At 59.8% G+C, this 15,065-nt stretch carries 13 protein-coding genes and 3 tRNA genes; 11 read left to right on the top strand and 5 right to left on the bottom strand.

Features of this window, described 5'->3' with window-relative positions:
* Positions 1–160 precede the first annotated feature (160 nt).
* Positions 161–1,678 (top strand): nucleobase:cation symporter-2 family protein, encoded by a 1,518-nt coding sequence (locus ACIQY3_RS19145; protein WP_403022158.1) that lies wholly within the window; start codon positions 161–163, stop codon positions 1,676–1,678.
* 173 nt (positions 1,679–1,851) lie between these two features.
* Here ACIQY3_RS19145 and ACIQY3_RS19140 read toward each other — a convergent pair.
* Positions 1,852–1,927 (bottom strand) — tRNA-Asn (locus ACIQY3_RS19140).
* Between the two features lie 227 nt (positions 1,928–2,154).
* On the opposite strand from ACIQY3_RS19140, the gene ACIQY3_RS19135 reads away from it, so the two are divergent.
* Entirely contained in the window at positions 2,155–2,385 is a 231-nt protein-coding gene (locus ACIQY3_RS19135) for a hypothetical protein (RefSeq protein WP_010456061.1), read from the top strand.
* Here the strand turns inward: ACIQY3_RS19135 and ACIQY3_RS19130 are convergent.
* Entirely contained in the window at positions 2,382–2,582 is a 201-nt protein-coding gene (locus tag ACIQY3_RS19130) for a hypothetical protein (protein WP_403022155.1), read from the bottom strand. The two genes, ACIQY3_RS19135 and ACIQY3_RS19130, sit on opposite strands and share 4 nt — an antisense overlap.
* A gap of 237 nt (positions 2,583–2,819) precedes the next feature.
* Positions 2,820–4,016 (bottom strand): amino acid aminotransferase, encoded by a 1,197-nt coding sequence (locus ACIQY3_RS19125; RefSeq protein ID WP_403022153.1) that lies wholly within the window; start codon positions 4,014–4,016, stop codon positions 2,820–2,822.
* A 337-nt stretch (positions 4,017–4,353) separates the two neighbouring features.
* Here ACIQY3_RS19125 and uvrB point away from each other — a divergent pair, with 337 nt between their 5' ends.
* Positions 4,354–6,369: an excinuclease ABC subunit UvrB gene (uvrB, locus tag ACIQY3_RS19120; RefSeq protein WP_403022151.1), complete on the top strand. Its 2,016-nt coding sequence runs from the start codon at positions 4,354–4,356 to the stop codon at positions 6,367–6,369.
* Between the two features lie 105 nt (positions 6,370–6,474).
* On the opposite strand, the gene ACIQY3_RS19115 is transcribed toward uvrB, so the two are convergent.
* Entirely contained in the window at positions 6,475–7,965 is a 1,491-nt protein-coding gene (locus ACIQY3_RS19115) for an MDR family MFS transporter (protein WP_403022347.1), read from the bottom strand.
* Positions 7,966–8,014: 49 nt separating this feature from the next.
* Positions 8,015–9,064, bottom strand: coding sequence for an HlyD family secretion protein (locus ACIQY3_RS19110; protein ID WP_403022149.1), 1,050 nt, complete (start codon positions 9,062–9,064; stop codon positions 8,015–8,017).
* A 218-nt stretch (positions 9,065–9,282) separates the two neighbouring features.
* Here ACIQY3_RS19110 and gltX point away from each other — a divergent pair, with 218 nt between their 5' ends.
* From gltX to ACIQY3_RS19070, 8 genes are all read left to right on the top strand, one after another.
* The gene (gene gltX / locus ACIQY3_RS19105; RefSeq protein ID WP_403022147.1) at positions 9,283–10,764 is read left to right on the top strand and encodes a glutamate--tRNA ligase; all 1,482 of its coding nucleotides are present in this window, start codon (positions 9,283–9,285) and stop codon (positions 10,762–10,764) included.
* A 283-nt stretch (positions 10,765–11,047) separates the two neighbouring features.
* Positions 11,048–11,123: transfer RNA gene (locus tag ACIQY3_RS19100), tRNA-Ala, on the top strand.
* Between the two features lie 80 nt (positions 11,124–11,203).
* Positions 11,204–11,279 (top strand) — tRNA-Glu (locus ACIQY3_RS19095).
* A 182-nt stretch (positions 11,280–11,461) separates the two neighbouring features.
* On the top strand, positions 11,462–12,001 hold the full coding sequence (locus tag ACIQY3_RS19090; protein WP_054054121.1) for a TetR/AcrR family transcriptional regulator: 540 nt from the start codon (positions 11,462–11,464) through the stop codon (positions 11,999–12,001).
* 30 nt (positions 12,002–12,031) lie between these two features.
* Positions 12,032–12,865: an alpha/beta fold hydrolase gene (locus ACIQY3_RS19085; RefSeq protein ID WP_403022145.1), complete on the top strand. Its 834-nt coding sequence runs from the start codon at positions 12,032–12,034 to the stop codon at positions 12,863–12,865.
* A gap of 47 nt (positions 12,866–12,912) precedes the next feature.
* Entirely contained in the window at positions 12,913–13,362 is a 450-nt protein-coding gene (locus ACIQY3_RS19080; protein ID WP_403022143.1) for an acyl-CoA thioesterase, read from the top strand.
* A gap of 152 nt (positions 13,363–13,514) precedes the next feature.
* Positions 13,515–14,474: a tRNA dihydrouridine synthase gene (locus tag ACIQY3_RS19075; protein WP_403022141.1), complete on the top strand. Its 960-nt coding sequence runs from the start codon at positions 13,515–13,517 to the stop codon at positions 14,472–14,474.
* Positions 14,475–14,594: 120 nt separating this feature from the next.
* Positions 14,595–15,041 (top strand): Hsp20 family protein, encoded by a 447-nt coding sequence (locus tag ACIQY3_RS19070; protein WP_054054113.1) that lies wholly within the window; start codon positions 14,595–14,597, stop codon positions 15,039–15,041.
* Positions 15,042–15,065 lie beyond the last annotated feature (24 nt).

Genomic DNA, 15,065 nt, shown 5'->3' with positions numbered 1-15,065 from the left:
GATGTATTGCAAGGTTTTTGCTGGCTCAGGTGCGCCGTTCCGCGAGCAGGATGACCAGATGTTCATAATTTGGCTGACCAGTTGTATACAACTCTATAGACATTTGTCCTGAGTCTTGCATACAGTGTGCGCATAACAAAAACCAGGGAACCCCCCAACCATGAAAACGCCCCATGTTTCACACCAACGGCCCGAGGATGAAAACCTTGGGATCGGCGCGAATATGGCTTACGGCCTGCAACACGTTCTGACCATGTACGGCGGCATCGTCGCAGTACCCTTGATCATCGGCCAGGCGGCCGGGCTCTCACCGGCGGACATCGGTTTGTTGATTGCTGCTTCATTGTTTGCGGGGGGCTTGGCGACGTTGCTTCAAACGCTGGGCTTACCGTTCTTCGGCTGCCAGTTGCCGCTGGTACAGGGCGTGTCGTTCTCGGGCGTCGCGACCATGGTGGCGATTGTCAGCAGTGGCGGGGAGGGCGGCTTCCAGTCGATCCTCGGCGCGGTGATAGCCGCCTCGCTGATCGGCCTGTTGATCACACCGGTGTTCTCGCGAATTACCAAGTTCTTCCCGCCGCTGGTCACGGGCATCGTCATCACCACCATCGGCCTGACGCTGATGCCAGTGGCCGCACGCTGGGCCATGGGCGGTAACAGCCATGCCCCGGACTTCGGCAGCATGGCGAATATCGGTCTGGCAGCGGTGACCCTGGTGCTCGTGCTGCTGTTGAGCAAGATCGGCAGCGCGACCATCTCCCGGCTGTCGATCCTGCTGGCCATGGTCATCGGCACGGTGATCGCAGTGTTCCTCGGCATGGCAGACTTCTCGTCCGTCACTCAAGGCCCGATGTTCGGCTTCCCGACACCGTTCCACTTCGGCATGCCGACTTTCCACTTCGCCGCGATCCTGTCGATGTGCATCGTGATCATGGTGACCCTGGTGGAAACCTCCGCAGACATCCTGGCGGTGGGCGAGATCATCGGCACCAAAGTCGATTCCAAACGCCTGGGCAATGGCCTGCGCGCCGACATGCTGTCGAGCATGATCGCGCCGATCTTCGGTTCCTTTACCCAAAGTGCCTTCGCCCAGAACGTCGGACTGGTGGCCGTGACCGGCATCAAGAGCCGCTTCGTGGTCGCCACCGGCGGCATCTTCCTGGTGATTCTTGGTTTGCTGCCGTTCATGGGCCGGGTTATCGCCGCCGTACCGACCTCAGTACTCGGCGGTGCCGGCATCGTACTGTTCGGCACCGTGGCGGCGAGCGGCATCCGTACGTTGTCCAAGGTCGACTACCGCAACAACGTCAATCTGATCATCGTCGCCACCTCCATCGGCTTCGGCATGATCCCTATCGCTGCGCCGAACTTCTACGACCACTTCCCGAGCTGGTTCGCGACGATCTTCCATTCGGGCATCAGCTCGTCGGCGATCATGGCCATTGTGCTGAACCTGACCTTCAACCACTTCACCACCGGCAACTCGGACCAGCAGTCAGTGTTTGCGGCCGGCACCGAACGCGTCCTGCGCTACCAGGACCTGGCGGCGTTGCGCGAAGGGGATTACTTCAGCGAAGGCAAACTGCATGACTGCGACGGCAAGGAGATCCCGATCATCGAGGCCGACCATGGGCATGCAGAGCCACGGGCGGCGCATTCGAAAAGTGGGGAGCATGTCTGACGGCTGCACCCGCTAAAAGGGCTGTAGATCAAAAGATCGCAGCCTTCGGCAGCTCCTACAGGTGAATGCGAATCCTGTGTAGGAGTTGCCGAAGGCTGCGATCTTTTGACTTTCCATAGCCCACAAAAAAGCCCCTGAACCTTTCGATTCAGGGGCTTTTCGATGTTGCTGTCTGGCTCCACGACCTGGACTCGAACCAGGGACCCAGTGATTAACAGTCACTTGCTCTACCAACTGAGCTATCGCGGAATGGCGTGTATGTTACTGATTCAAAAAGAGAAGTCAAGCATCCATTGCTAACTTCATCGATTCAATGGCATGAGTGGTGTTTTAGCGCTGATTGGCGGTTACCAGAATCGTGGTAGAGGTCTACCATAGCTGCCCGGAAGTGGTGACACGCGCTACCGGCCATTCGCCGAAAAGGTAAGCGCCATGAATCATCCAGCACTCACATCGCACAACAACGGGGTGTTCGCATGAGCATCGCCCAGATCAGCCTGCCCAAGGGTGTCGGCCCTCACGCGGAGAAACTGTTCGACGCCATCACTCAGGCCAGCACCGCCGACGATTTGAATCGCGCCGGTGGCAAGGCTGAAGGCTTCGTCCTTGGCTTGGAAAGCGCCAAGGCGATCAAAAGCCAGGTGGCCGAATCGCTTTACGTGGCTTATGACGACGCCGCCAGCCAGCGCGCAACCGAACTGGCTTAACCGCCGAAGGTGAAGGTGCCGAGCATCAGCTTGGCATACAGCGACGTGGCGGCCAGCTGCACCAGCCATAAGGCCAGCCCGCCGAGAAATACGCCTGCAGCCACTTGCAGCACCAGGTTGTTGCCGCGTTTGGTCGGCGTACGAGGCGCGAAATGCTCCAGCTCGTCCCGGTCAGCGCGTAGGTCATCGTTTTTCATGTGGGTTCTCGTCGATATTCCAGGGTATACACAAAACCCTGTGGGAGCGGGCTTGCTCGCGAAGAGGGAGTGTCAGTCGACAGCGAAGTTGCCTGATACACCGCTTTCGCGAGCAAGCCCGCTCCCACATTGGATCTGTGTGCAGTTTAGAGGGCGCAGACATCGCTTTGACACTTATCTGCGACAAATAAAAAACGGGAAGCCCAAAGGCTTCCCGTTTTTTGTACCGCGCGAGACTCAGATCACCTGAACGATGGCCTTGGTCACTGCGTCGATATTGCTCTGGTTCAGTGCAGCCACGCAGATGCGGCCGGTGTCCAGGGCGTAGATGCCGAACTCGCTGCGCAGGCGGGTCACTTGCTCAACGGTCAGGCCGGAGTAGGAGAACATGCCGCGTTGACGACCGACAAAGCTGAAATCCCGCTGCGGGGCTTGCTTCGCCAGCGCTTCAACCATCTGGATGCGCATGCCGCGAATCCGCAGGCGCATTTCGGCCAGTTCCTCTTCCCACTGCGCGCGCAGTACCGGGCTGTTGAGCACGGCGGCGACGATGCTTGCACCGTGGGTCGGCGGGTTGGAATAGTTGGTGCGGATCACGCGTTTGACTTGCGACAGCACGCGGGCGCTTTCTTCTTTCGATTCGCTGACGATCGACAGGGCGCCAACGCGCTCGCCGTACAACGAGAACGATTTGGAGAACGAGCTGGACACGAAGAAGGTCAGGCCCGACTCGGCGAACAGACGCACAGCGGCGGCGTCTTCGTCGATACCGTCGCCAAAACCCTGGTAGGCCATGTCGAGGAACGGTACGTGACCCTTGGCTTTCACCACGTCCAGTACGTTGTTCCAGTCCGACGGGCTCAGGTCCACGCCGGTCGGGTTGTGGCAGCAGGCGTGCAGCACAACGATCGAGCCGGACGGCAGGGCGTTCAGGTCTTCCAGCAGGCCGGCACGGTTAACGTCGTGGGTCGCGGCATCGTAGTAGCGATAATTCTGCACCGGGAAACCGGCGGTTTCGAACAGCGCGCGGTGGTTTTCCCAGCTCGGGTCGCTGATCGCCACGACAGCGTTCGGCAGCAGTTGCTTGAGGAAGTCGGCACCGATTTTCAGTGCGCCAGTACCACCAACGGCTTGGGTAGTGAGGACGCGACCGGAGGCGATCAGCGGCGAATCATTGCCGAACAGCAGTTTTTGCACGGCCTGGTCGTAGGCGGCAATACCGTCGATGGGCAAGTAGCCACGGGAAGCGTGTTGAGCGACGCGAATCGTCTCGGCTTCGACAACGGCGCGCAGGAGTGGAATTCGCCCCTCCTCGTTGCAGTAAACACCGACCCCCAGGTTGACCTTGTTGGTACGGGTATCGGCGTTGAATGCTTCGTTGAGGCCCAGGATTGGATCGCGTGGTGCCATTTCGACAGCGGAGAACAGGCTCATTTTTGCGGCGGCTCTGAATGGAGTGTGGAGGGACGTGTCGCGCTCCAGCCGAATGCACTAGAGCGGTGCACAAACGGGGAGCTAGTATAGAGGCCATCTGCGATTGATGGCGACAGACGATTCGCCTTTTACGGTAAGTTTTTCCGATTATTTTTCGACCGTTAGTCGATTGGCATCGTCAAAGACTTCGAGGGATGTAGGACGTTTGCCTTGAAAGCGCGGGCAATCGGCTCCACATTGAGCACAATCCAGTTTTTTCCTCGGGCGGCGTCGGTCGTTTGCGGTCTTTCTCGTTCCTGCCGGTTTGACCGTGCGGGGGTGAAACCAGAGGTATTTCATGTCTGAATTCCAGCTAGTCACCCGCTTCGAGCCCGCCGGCGACCAGCCGGAAGCCATTCGCCTGATGGTCGAGGGCATCGAAGCCGGGCTGGCGCACCAGACGTTGCTCGGTGTGACCGGTTCGGGCAAGACCTTCAGCATCGCCAACGTGATCGCCCAGGTGCAGCGTCCGACCCTGGTGCTGGCGCCGAACAAAACCCTGGCCGCGCAGTTGTACGGCGAATTCAAGGCGTTCTTCCCGAACAACGCTGTCGAATACTTCGTTTCCTATTACGACTACTACCAGCCCGAAGCCTACGTGCCGTCGTCGGACACCTTCATTGAGAAGGATGCGTCGATCAACGACCACATCGAGCAGATGCGACTGTCCGCGACCAAGGCGCTGCTGGAGCGCAAGGACGCCATCATCGTCACCACGGTGTCCTGCATCTACGGTCTGGGCAGCCCGGAAACCTATCTGAAAATGGTCTTGCACGTGGATCGCGGCGACAAGCTCGATCAACGCGCCTTGCTGCGTCGTCTGGCGGACCTGCAATACACCCGCAACGACATGGATTTTGCCCGGGCGACTTTCCGTGTGCGTGGCGACGTGATCGACATCCACCCGGCGGAATCCGATTTTGAAGCGATCCGCATCGAGCTCTTTGATGACGAAGTGGAGAAAATTTCCGCCTTCGATCCGCTGACCGGCGAAGTCACCCGGCAGTTGCCGCGTTTCACGTTCTATCCGAAAAGCCACTACGTGACGCCACGGGAAACCCTGCTGGGCGCCATCGAGGGGATCAAGGTCGAGCTTCAGGAGCGCCTGGATTACCTGCGCACCAACAACAAACTGGTGGAAGCCCAGCGTCTGGAGCAGCGCACCCGTTTCGACCTGGAAATGATCCTTGAGCTGGGTTACTGCAACGGCATCGAAAACTACTCGCGCTACCTGTCGGGCCGTGAATCCGGTCAGGCACCGCCAACCTTATTCGATTACCTGCCGGCCGACGCCTTGCTGGTAATCGACGAATCCCACGTCAGCGTGCCGCAGGTCGGCGCCATGTATAAGGGCGACCGCTCGCGTAAAGAGACGCTGGTGGAATACGGCTTCCGCCTGCCGTCAGCGCTGGATAACCGGCCGATGCGTTTCGACGAGTTCGAAAGCATCAGCCCGCAGACGATTTTTGTCTCGGCAACGCCGGGCAATTACGAAGCGGAACACGCCGGTCGCGTGGTCGAGCAACTGGTGCGCCCGACCGGACTGGTGGACCCGCAAATCGAAATCCGTCCGGCGCTGACCCAGGTCGACGATCTGCTGTCGGAAATCGGCAAGCGCGTGGCGTTGGAAGAGCGGGTGCTGGTCACCACGTTGACCAAGCGCATGTCCGAAGACTTGACCGATTACCTCGCTGACCACGGCGTGCGGGTGCGTTATTTGCACTCGGACATCGACACCGTTGAACGGGTCGAAATCATCCGCGACTTGCGCCTCGGCACCTTCGATGTGCTGGTGGGGATCAACCTGCTGCGTGAAGGCCTGGACATGCCGGAAGTGTCGCTGGTGGCGATTCTCGATGCGGACAAGGAAGGCTTCTTGCGTTCCGAGCGCTCGCTGATCCAGACCATTGGCCGCGCCGCGCGGAACCTCAATGGCCGGGCGATTCTGTATGCCGACCGGATTACCGGCTCCATGGAGCGGGCGATCGGCGAGACCGAGCGCCGTCGCGATAAGCAGATTGCGTTCAACCTGGCCAACGGCATCACGCCTAAAGGTGTGTTCAAGGATGTCGCCGACATTATGGAAGGCGCCACGGTGCCGGGTTCGCGCAGCAAGAAGCGCAAAGGCATGGCCAAGGCTGCCGAAGAGAGCGCCAAATACGAAGCGGAATTGCGTTCGCCGGGCGAAGTCGCCAAGCGGATCAAGGCGCTGGAAGAGAAGATGTACGCATTGGCGCGGGATCTGGAGTTCGAAGCGGCGGCGCAGATGCGCGATGAGATTGGCAAGTTGCGGGAGCGGTTGATCTCAGTCTGAGTTTTGCAGCGGCTGTTATGGCCTCTTCGCGAGCAGGCTCGCTCCCACAAGGTTCAATGTGATCCCTGTGGGAGCGAGCCTGCTCGCGAAGGGCGCGACTCGGTCTTAATGCGCCTCGCCAGCCTTCAACCCCGCCGGCAACGCCTTGGTCAGCAACACCGCCAACATACTGATCCCCAGCGCAATCCCGACAAAATGAAACGCATCGTTGTAGGCCATGATCGACGCCTGCTGATGCACGATTTCACTCATCTTGCCCAGCGCCGCCGTGTCGCTGCCAAACCGGTCCGCCATCGATGCCATGCGCTCCGCTACCTGCGGATTGCTCGGCACAATCGATTCGCGCAAGTAATCAAAATACGTCTTGGTCCGCGCATCCAGCAGGGTGGCGAGGAGGGCGATGCCGATCGCGCCGCCGAGGTTACGCAGGATATTGAACAGGCTCGACGCCGACCCCGCGTCCTGGGGCAGGATGTACGCCGTGGCGATCAGCGAGATGGTGACCATGATCAGCGGCTGGCCCAGCGCGCGGATGATCTGAATCTGATTGAACTGCGGTCCGGCAAAGTCCGGATTCAACACGCCCGAGGAAAAACTCGCCAACCCGAACAGCCCGAAGCCGATGGTGCACAACCATTTCGGCGGGATGAACTTCATCAACTTCGGCACCAGCGGAATCAAAAACAGCTGCGGCACCCCCATCCACATGATCACTTCGCCGATCTGCAGGGCGTTGTAGTTCTGGATCTGCGCGAGATACAACGGCAACAGATAGATCGAGCCGTACAACCCGACGCCCATGCCCAGGCTGGAAATACTCGACAATCCAAAATTGCGATTACCGAGGATGCGCAAGTTGATCAGCGGATTCGGTTTGGAGAACTGCACGATCACAAAGGTGATCAAACTGAACAGCGCAATGCTGCCCAGGCTCACGATCAGGGTCGATTCCAGCCAGTCCTTGCGATGACCTTCTTCAAGAAACACCTGCAAGCAGCCGAGGCCGACGCCGAGGGTGAGAATGCCCATATAGTCGGTGCTTTTGAGCAGTTCCCAGTGGGCTTCTTTCTTCTCCAGGCCATACATCAGGCCGGCGATCATCAGCAGGCCGGGCGGGATGTTGATGTAGAAAATGTATTCCCAGCCCCAGTTTTCCGTGAGCCAGCCGCCAATGGTCGGGCCGATGGAAGGGGCGAAGGTAGCGGTCATGGCGAACATGGCCATGCCTTTGGCGCGGTGATGTTCCGGGAGTTTGATCAGCGTCAGGGTGAAGGCGAGCGGGATCAGCGCGCCGCCGGTGAAGCCCTGCAAGGCGCGGAAGACGATCATGCTTTCGAGGCTCCAGGCCATCGAGCACAGCAGCGAGGCGCCGAGAAACCCCAGCGACACCCACACCGCCAGGCGCCGCGCCGACAGCAGCTGCACCAGCCACGCCGTCAGCGGAATCATGATGATTTCCGCCACCAGGTACGAGGTGGAAATCCACGAGCCTTCTTCCAGGGTCGCCGACAACGCGCCCTGAATGTCCTTGAGCGAAGAGTTGGTGATCTGGATGTCGAGCACCGCCATGAAGGCGCCGAGCATCACACTCATCACCGCGATCCAGTCCCGCCGGGTCGGTTCCCCGGCCGGGCGGATCAGTTGATCACCGGCCATCGTCAGGGGCGTCTTTGATGTTCACTTTGACGTTGACCGACATACCCGGGCGGATCTTGCCGTGCAGCGGATTGTCCGCGGCGAACGTCAGTTTTACCGGAATCCGTTGTACGACTTTGGTGAAATTGCCCGTGGCATTGTCCGGCGGCAACAGGCTGAACTGCGCCCCGGAAGCGGCGAACAGGCTGTTGACCCGCGCTTCAATCGGCGTGTCGCCGTAGGCATCGAAGGTCAATTCGGCTTTCTGGCCGGGCTGCATGTGGCCGATCTGGGTTTCCTTGAAGTTGGCCTGAATCCAGATGTCCTGGTCCGGGACGATCGACAGCAAGTAAGCGCCGGCCTGCACGTATTGGCCGTTGCGCGCGGCGCGTTGACCGATCAGGCCGCTGATAGGCGCGTGGATTTCACTGCGGGTCAGGTTAAGTTGCGCCTGGGCCAGCTCGGTCTTGGCGTTGGCGATCATGGCGTCGAGGCGTTTGATTTCGGCGCTCAGGGCGTTGACTTGCTGGCGCTGACTTTGCGCATCGGCCTGGGCCTTCGTCACTTGCGAGCGGGCAATGTGGTTGTCGGCGGATAGGGTGGTCACCCGTTCTTCCGAGACATAGCCGGGTTTGCGCAGGGTTTCGGCGCGGGACAAATCAATCTGCGAACGGCTGAGGCTGGCCTGGCTGGACGCGACTTGGGCATCGCTCGCCGCGATCAGACTGCTTTGTTGCGTCAGTTTGCTCTGGGCTTGCACGCGTTCGGCTTCGCGCATGGCGAGGGCGGCGTTGGCGCGGTCGACGGCGAGGTGAAAGTCGTCGCCCTCGAGCTTGATCAGCAACTGGCCTTTCTCGACGTGCTGGTTGTCCTGCACCAGGACTTCATCGATGCGTGCGCCCAATTGGCTGGAGACGCGGGTGATCTCGCCCTGGACATACGCGTTGTCGGTGCTTTCATAAAAGCGCCCCTTGAAAAACCAATGGGCAAAGAAGCCCCCGGCGATCAACAGGACGATCAACAGGAAAATGAACAGGCGACGCTTGAGTTGGGCAGGCATGGGGCAGACTGTAGTCGAGAAGTGTAAGGAAAGTTATCAGCAGGAGAATCTGGCATACAGCCGATAAACGGTAAATGCCATCGGCTGATATTCGGCCATTCACCACGGCATACGGGCGTTGTAGACGCAACCTTGGCTTAAATGCCCTGCTGACTGGAGCCGGGCGGGTATCGCCTGTTACCATTCGCCCTTTGTTTTATCTTCATTCGAGACTTGCCATGACCACCGTCCGCACGCGCATCGCGCCATCGCCTACCGGGGACCCCCACGTAGGTACCGCTTACATCGCATTGTTCAACTACTGCTTTGCCAAGCAGCATGGCGGTGAGTTCATCCTGCGGATCGAAGACACCGATCAATTGCGTTCGACCCGCGAGTCCGAACAGCAGATTTTCGACGCCCTGCGCTGGTTGGGCATCGACTGGAGCGAAGGCCCGGACGTCGGCGGCCCGCACGGTCCTTACCGCCAGAGCGAGCGTGGCGACATCTATCAGAAGTACTGCCAGCAACTGGTTGAAATGGGCCACGCCTTCCCGTGCTTCTGCACCGCCGAAGAGCTGGACCAAATGCGCGCCGAGCAAATGGCCCGCGGCGAAACCCCGCGTTACGACGGCCGAGCGCTGTTGCTGTCGAAAGAAGAAGTCGCGCGTCGCCTGGCCGCTGGCGAACCTCACGTGATCCGCATGAAAGTGCCGAGCGAAGGCGTGTGCGTGGTGCCGGACATGCTGCGTGGTGACGTCGAGATCCCGTGGGATCGCATGGACATGCAAGTGCTGATGAAGACTGACGGCCTGCCGACGTACTTCCTGGCCAACGTGGTCGATGACCATTTGATGGGCATCACCCACGTGCTGCGCGGTGAAGAGTGGCTGCCTTCGGCGCCGAAACTGATTCTGCTGTACGAATACTTCGGCTGGGAACAACCGGAGCTGTGCTACATGCCGCTGCTGCGTAACCCGGACAAGAGCAAGCTGTCCAAGCGCAAGAACCCGACCTCGGTGACCTTCTACGAGCGCATGGGCTTCATGCCGGAAGCGATGCTCAACTACCTGGGCCGCATGGGCTGGTCGATGCCGGACGAGCGCGAGAAGTTCTCGCTGCAGGAAATGGTCGACAACTTCGACCTGAGCCGTGTGTCCCTCGGCGGGCCGATTTTCGATATCGAGAAACTGTCGTGGCTCAACGGCCAGTGGCTGCGTGATTTGCCGGTGGAAGAGTTCGCCAGCCGCTTGCAGACCTGGGCGCTGAACCCTGAGTACATGATGAAGATCGCGCCGCACGTGCAGGGCCGGGTTGAAACGTTTAGCCAGGTCGCACCGCTGGCCGGGTTCTTCTTCGCCGGTGGCGTGAACCCGGACGCGAAGCTGTTCGAGTCCAAGAAGCTCTCGGGTGATCAGGTTCGTCAGTTGATGCAGTTGATCCTGTGGAAACTCGAAAGCCTGCGTCAGTGGGAGAAGGACAGCATCACCGCGACCATCCAGGCCGTGGTCGAGTCTCTGGAGCTGAAACTGCGCGATGCGATGCCGCTGATGTTTGCTGCCATCACCGGGCAGGCGAGTTCGGTGTCGGTGCTCGACGCGATGGAAATCCTCGGCCCGGACCTGACGCGTTTCCGTCTGCGCCAGGCCCTCGACTTGCTCGGTGGCGTGTCGAAGAAGGAAAACAAGGAGTGGGAAAAACTGTTGGGCAATATCGCCTGATTCCCACCGTACTCTGTAGCAGCTGCCGGAGGCTGCGTTGGGCTGCGTAGCGGCCCCTTACGGCAGCGACACAATCTGTCTGAAAGGGCAGGGCAGCCGAATCGCGAGTGTTGCACACTCGAACGCAGCCTGCGGCAGCTGCTACAGGAACGGGTATGGCCTCGGATTTATGGGGTTTGGCGGTAAGTGATTGTTATGTCGGCAAAAAACTTTGAAATATTTTAAAAATAAGTTTGACAGCCTTCCGATGCGCCATTAAGATTCGCCCCGTCCTCAGCGATGAGGGGCTATAGCTCAGCTGGGAGAGCGCTTGCATGGCATGCAAGAGGTCAACGGTTCGATCCCGTTTAGCTCCACCAATTTTACAACTCAAGGTCTGGCCACACCGGCCTTGAGGCGATCAACACTCAGCGTTGATCAGTTGTATAGAAGGGTTTGTGTCCCCTTCGTCTAGTGGCCTAGGACACCGCCCTTTCACGGCGGTAACAGGGGTTCGAGTCCCCTAGGGGACGCCACGATTACCCGCTCTGCGGGATTTATAAGGGTCATTCAATTATTGAATGGCCCTTTTGTTTGTCTGGCGTTTGGCCAATTCTCCTTTTTCTTCAAAACTGTTCTTCAGACCAGCGGTCACACCCATGACTTGCGCAAATTTATTATGCGAATAATATTCTAGTCGTAATATTCGGAGGCAACGATGAACGATAAAAAAGCTCAAACCCGCGAACGCATCCTCAAGGCTGCCAGCGCAGCGCTGATCCAGCGCGGCCCGGCCGAGCCGAGCGTGGGCGAAGTGATGGGCGCGGCCGGCCTGACGGTTGGTGGCTTCTATGCGCACTTCGAAAGCAAGGACGCGATGATGCTGGAAGCGTTCAAGCAGTTGCTCGGCCACCGTCGAGAGCTGATTGCCGACATGGACGCCGAATTGACCGGCGAAGAACGCCGCGCATTGGTCGCTGCGTTCTACCTGTCGCGCAAACACCGTGATTCCTCTAGCTCAGCGTGCCCGATTCCGGCTTCGGTCGGTGAACTGGGGCGTCTGCCGGATGAATTCCGTGTGGCGCTGAATGAACACGTGGAACTGATGGTCGCGCAATTGGCGGCCAGCCCGGAAGACACCGACAAAGCCTTGGCCGACATGGCCTTGATGGTCGGTGGTTTGGCTCTGGCGCGGGCGCTAGGGCCAGGCGAATTGTCCGATCGATTGCTGCGCGCCGCCAAATCAGCGGTGCTATGACCTGAAGGCAGTGGCCTGAGGAGTGGAGCGATGAGCACGTTAAAGTGGGTTCGTGGCGTTAATGGCACCTTGGGCTGGTTCGCACCACAACTGGTCGCGAGCAAAATGCGTCTGGCGTTCATGACGCCGCGCTCGTTTGCGCCGAGTGACTGGGAATTACCGTTGCTGGCGAAATCCGAGCGGATCACGCTGCGCTTCGGCCTCTCGGCGTTGCGCTGGGGTCAGGGGCCGACGGTCCTGCTGATGCACGGATGGGAAGGCCGGCCTACCCAGTTCGCCAACCTGATCACCGCGCTGGTGGACGCCGGTTACACCGTGGTGGCCCTGGATGGTCCGGCCCACGGTCGGTCGCCGGGTCGCGAGGCCAATGTGGTGCTGTTCGCCCGTGCCATGCTTGAAGCGGCCGCTGAATTGCCGCCCCTGCAAGCGGTGATCGGCCATTCCATGGGCGGCGCCAGTGCGATGCTCGCGGTTCAGTTGGGGTTGCGCACCGAAACTCTGGTCACGATCGGCGCTCCGGCGCGGATTCTTGGCGTGCTGCGCGGTTTCGCCCGAATGGTCAAGCTGCCGCCCAAGGCGCGTTCAGCGTTTATCCGTCAGGTCGAGAAAGACGTCGGGATGCGCGCTGCCACCCTGGATGTCGCGCACTATCAGCTCGATATGCCGGGGCTGATCGTCCACGCCGAAGACGATCGCTATGTCAGCGCCAAGGAATCCCAACTGATTCACGAAGCCTGGTTCGACAGTCGCCTGCTGCGCCTGGAACAGGGCGGTCATCACCGAGTGATGGCGGACCCTCGAGTGATTGATGGGGTGCTATCACTGCTGGCCGGCCGCAGCCTTCAAGCGCGGCAATCGGCCTGACATCCGTTACACTGCCCCGGTCGCAATTATCTGACCGGGAGTGGGGCATGGGCTGGGATCGGACAACGCCATTTATCATTGATCTGCAAGTCGGCGCCGAGGACATCGACGGGCTCGGCCACGCGAACAACGCGGTGTACGTGACTTGGCTCGAGCGCTGCGCCTGGCGCCATTCGCAGCGCCTTGGCCTGGACCTGGTCGAGTACCGTCGGCTGGATCGGGCGATGGCCGTGGTTCGCCATGAGATCGATTACCTCGCCGCTGCCTACGAAGGCGACGAGTTGCAACTGGCAACCTGGATCGTCGATTGGGACCAGCGCCTGAAAATGACCCGTCACTTCCAGCTCAAGCGCCCTAGCGACAACACCACGTTGCTGCGGGCCCAGACCACGTTCGTCTGCATCGAACTGTCCACCGGCAAGCCCAAGCGCATGCCGGCGGAGTTTATCGAGGGCTATGGCCCGGCGTTGCAAATCCTGGATACGACCAAAATCTAAATGGGGGAGCGGGCTTGCTCGCGAAAGCGCCGGCACATCCACCTCCGATGTGACTGACAGACTGCCTTCGCGAGCAAGCCCGCTCCCACAGGTGAATATTCCATCGCGGAATCCAGTAAACTGCCGCACGTTTTTCGTTGAGTGTGTTTTCCATGCAAATTGCTTTGGCGCCCATGGAGGGGTTGGTCGACAACATCCTGCGGGACGTGCTGACCCGCGTCGGCGGTATCGATTGGTGCGTGACCGAATTCATTCGGATCAACGATCAACTGCTCACGCCTGCCTATTACCACAAGTTCGGTCCGGAACTGCTGACCGGCGCGCGCACCGCGTCCGGCGTGCCGTTGCGCGTGCAACTGCTCGGTTCCGACCCGGTGTGCCTGGCGGAAAACGCTGCGCTGGCTTGCGAACTGGGTTCGGAAGTCATCGACCTGAACTTCGGTTGCCCGGCCAAGACCGTCAACAAGTCCCGTGGCGGCGCAGTCCTGCTCAAAGAACCTGAGCTGCTCAATCAAATCGTCGAAACCGTGCGTCGTGCGGTGCCGGCGCATATCCCGGTCACCGCGAAAATGCGCCTGGGCTTCGACAGCCCGGACGGCGCGCTGGTCTGCGCCACGGCCCTGGCCGAGGGTGGCGCCGCGCACATTGTGGTTCACGCACGGACCAAGACCGATGGCTACAAACCCCCGGCCCACTGGGAATGGATTCCGCGCGTGCAGGACGTGGTCAAAGTCCCGGTGTTCGCCAACGGCGATATCTGGAGTGTTGAAGACTGGCGCCGTTGCCGTGAAATCAGCGGCGTGGAAGACATCATGCTCGGTCGAGGCCTGGTGTCGCGCCCGGACCTGGCCCGACAAATCGCCGCCGCACGCGCCGGTGAAGAAGTGGTCGAGATGACCTGGGCGGAGTTGCTGCCGCTGATCCAGGACTTCTGGCTGCAAGCCAAGGCACAGATGACGGCCCGTCAATCGCCGGGGCGCTTGAAGCAGTGGCTGGCGATGCTGACCCGCAATTATCCGGAAGCGGTGGAGTTGTTCACTGTCCTGCGCCGTGAGACCGAGCTGGATCACGTTTCCCGTTTACTGGGTCTGCAAGTCGCCGAAGCGGCCTAAAAAAAATCTGAAAATAATCTCTTGAAATGCAATCAGCGGTCCCTATCTAAGGGTTACGCGATGCCGAATTCGGGTCGTGGAGACAAAAACCTTGCTGATTGTTTTCAGGAGATTTGAATCATGAGTACTGCATTTTCCCTCGCGCCACTGTTCCGTTCCTCGGTAGGTTTCGACCGTTTCAACGACCTGTTCGAAACCGCCCTGCGCAACGAGCCTGGCAGCACCTACCCACCGTACAACGTTGAAAAGCACGGTGATGACCAATACCGCATCGTTGTCGCGGCCGCCGGTTTCCAGGAAGAAGACCTGGAGCTGCAAGTCGAGAAAGGTGTGCTGACCATCAGCGGCGGCAAGCGTGACGCCAATGACAGCGTGACTTACCTGCATCAAGGCATCGCCCAGCGTGCGTTCAAACTGTCGTTCCGTCTGGCGGACCATATCGAAATCAAGGCCGCCGACCTGAGCAATGGCCTGTTGAGCATCGACCTGTTGCGGGTGGTTCCGGAAGAGGCGAAAGCCAAGCGCATCCCGATCAACGGGACGCAAAAACCAGCTCTGCAACATTAATCAGAGCGATGAAAAGGGCGCCAC

It is taken from the genome of Pseudomonas sp. NPDC096950 (genome assembly GCF_044762525.1).
GTDB lineage: Bacteria > Pseudomonadota > Gammaproteobacteria > Pseudomonadales > Pseudomonadaceae > Aquipseudomonas.
Note: the sequence above shows the minus strand (reverse complement) of the source record. Positions and strands in the feature narration are given on the sequence as shown.

Coding starts and splice junctions, on each gene's coding strand:
- ACIQY3_RS19145 (WP_403022158.1), top strand. CDS start 161: ATGAAAACGCCCCATGTTTCACACCAACGGCCCGAGGATGAAAACCTT.
- ACIQY3_RS19135 (WP_010456061.1), top strand. CDS start 2,155: ATGAGCATCGCCCAGATCAGCCTGCCCAAGGGTGTCGGCCCTCACGCG.
- ACIQY3_RS19130 (WP_403022155.1), bottom strand. CDS start 2,582: ATGAAAAACGATGACCTACGCGCTGACCGGGACGAGCTGGAGCATTTC.
- ACIQY3_RS19125 (WP_403022153.1), bottom strand. CDS start 4,016: ATGAGCCTGTTCTCCGCTGTCGAAATGGCACCACGCGATCCAATCCTG.
- uvrB (WP_403022151.1), top strand. CDS start 4,354: ATGTCTGAATTCCAGCTAGTCACCCGCTTCGAGCCCGCCGGCGACCAG.
- ACIQY3_RS19110 (WP_403022149.1), bottom strand. CDS start 9,064: ATGCCTGCCCAACTCAAGCGTCGCCTGTTCATTTTCCTGTTGATCGTC.
- gltX (WP_403022147.1), top strand. CDS start 9,283: ATGACCACCGTCCGCACGCGCATCGCGCCATCGCCTACCGGGGACCCC.
- ACIQY3_RS19090 (WP_054054121.1), top strand. CDS start 11,462: ATGAACGATAAAAAAGCTCAAACCCGCGAACGCATCCTCAAGGCTGCC.
- ACIQY3_RS19085 (WP_403022145.1), top strand. CDS start 12,032: ATGAGCACGTTAAAGTGGGTTCGTGGCGTTAATGGCACCTTGGGCTGG.
- ACIQY3_RS19080 (WP_403022143.1), top strand. CDS start 12,913: ATGGGCTGGGATCGGACAACGCCATTTATCATTGATCTGCAAGTCGGC.
- ACIQY3_RS19075 (WP_403022141.1), top strand. CDS start 13,515: ATGCAAATTGCTTTGGCGCCCATGGAGGGGTTGGTCGACAACATCCTG.
- ACIQY3_RS19070 (WP_054054113.1), top strand. CDS start 14,595: ATGAGTACTGCATTTTCCCTCGCGCCACTGTTCCGTTCCTCGGTAGGT.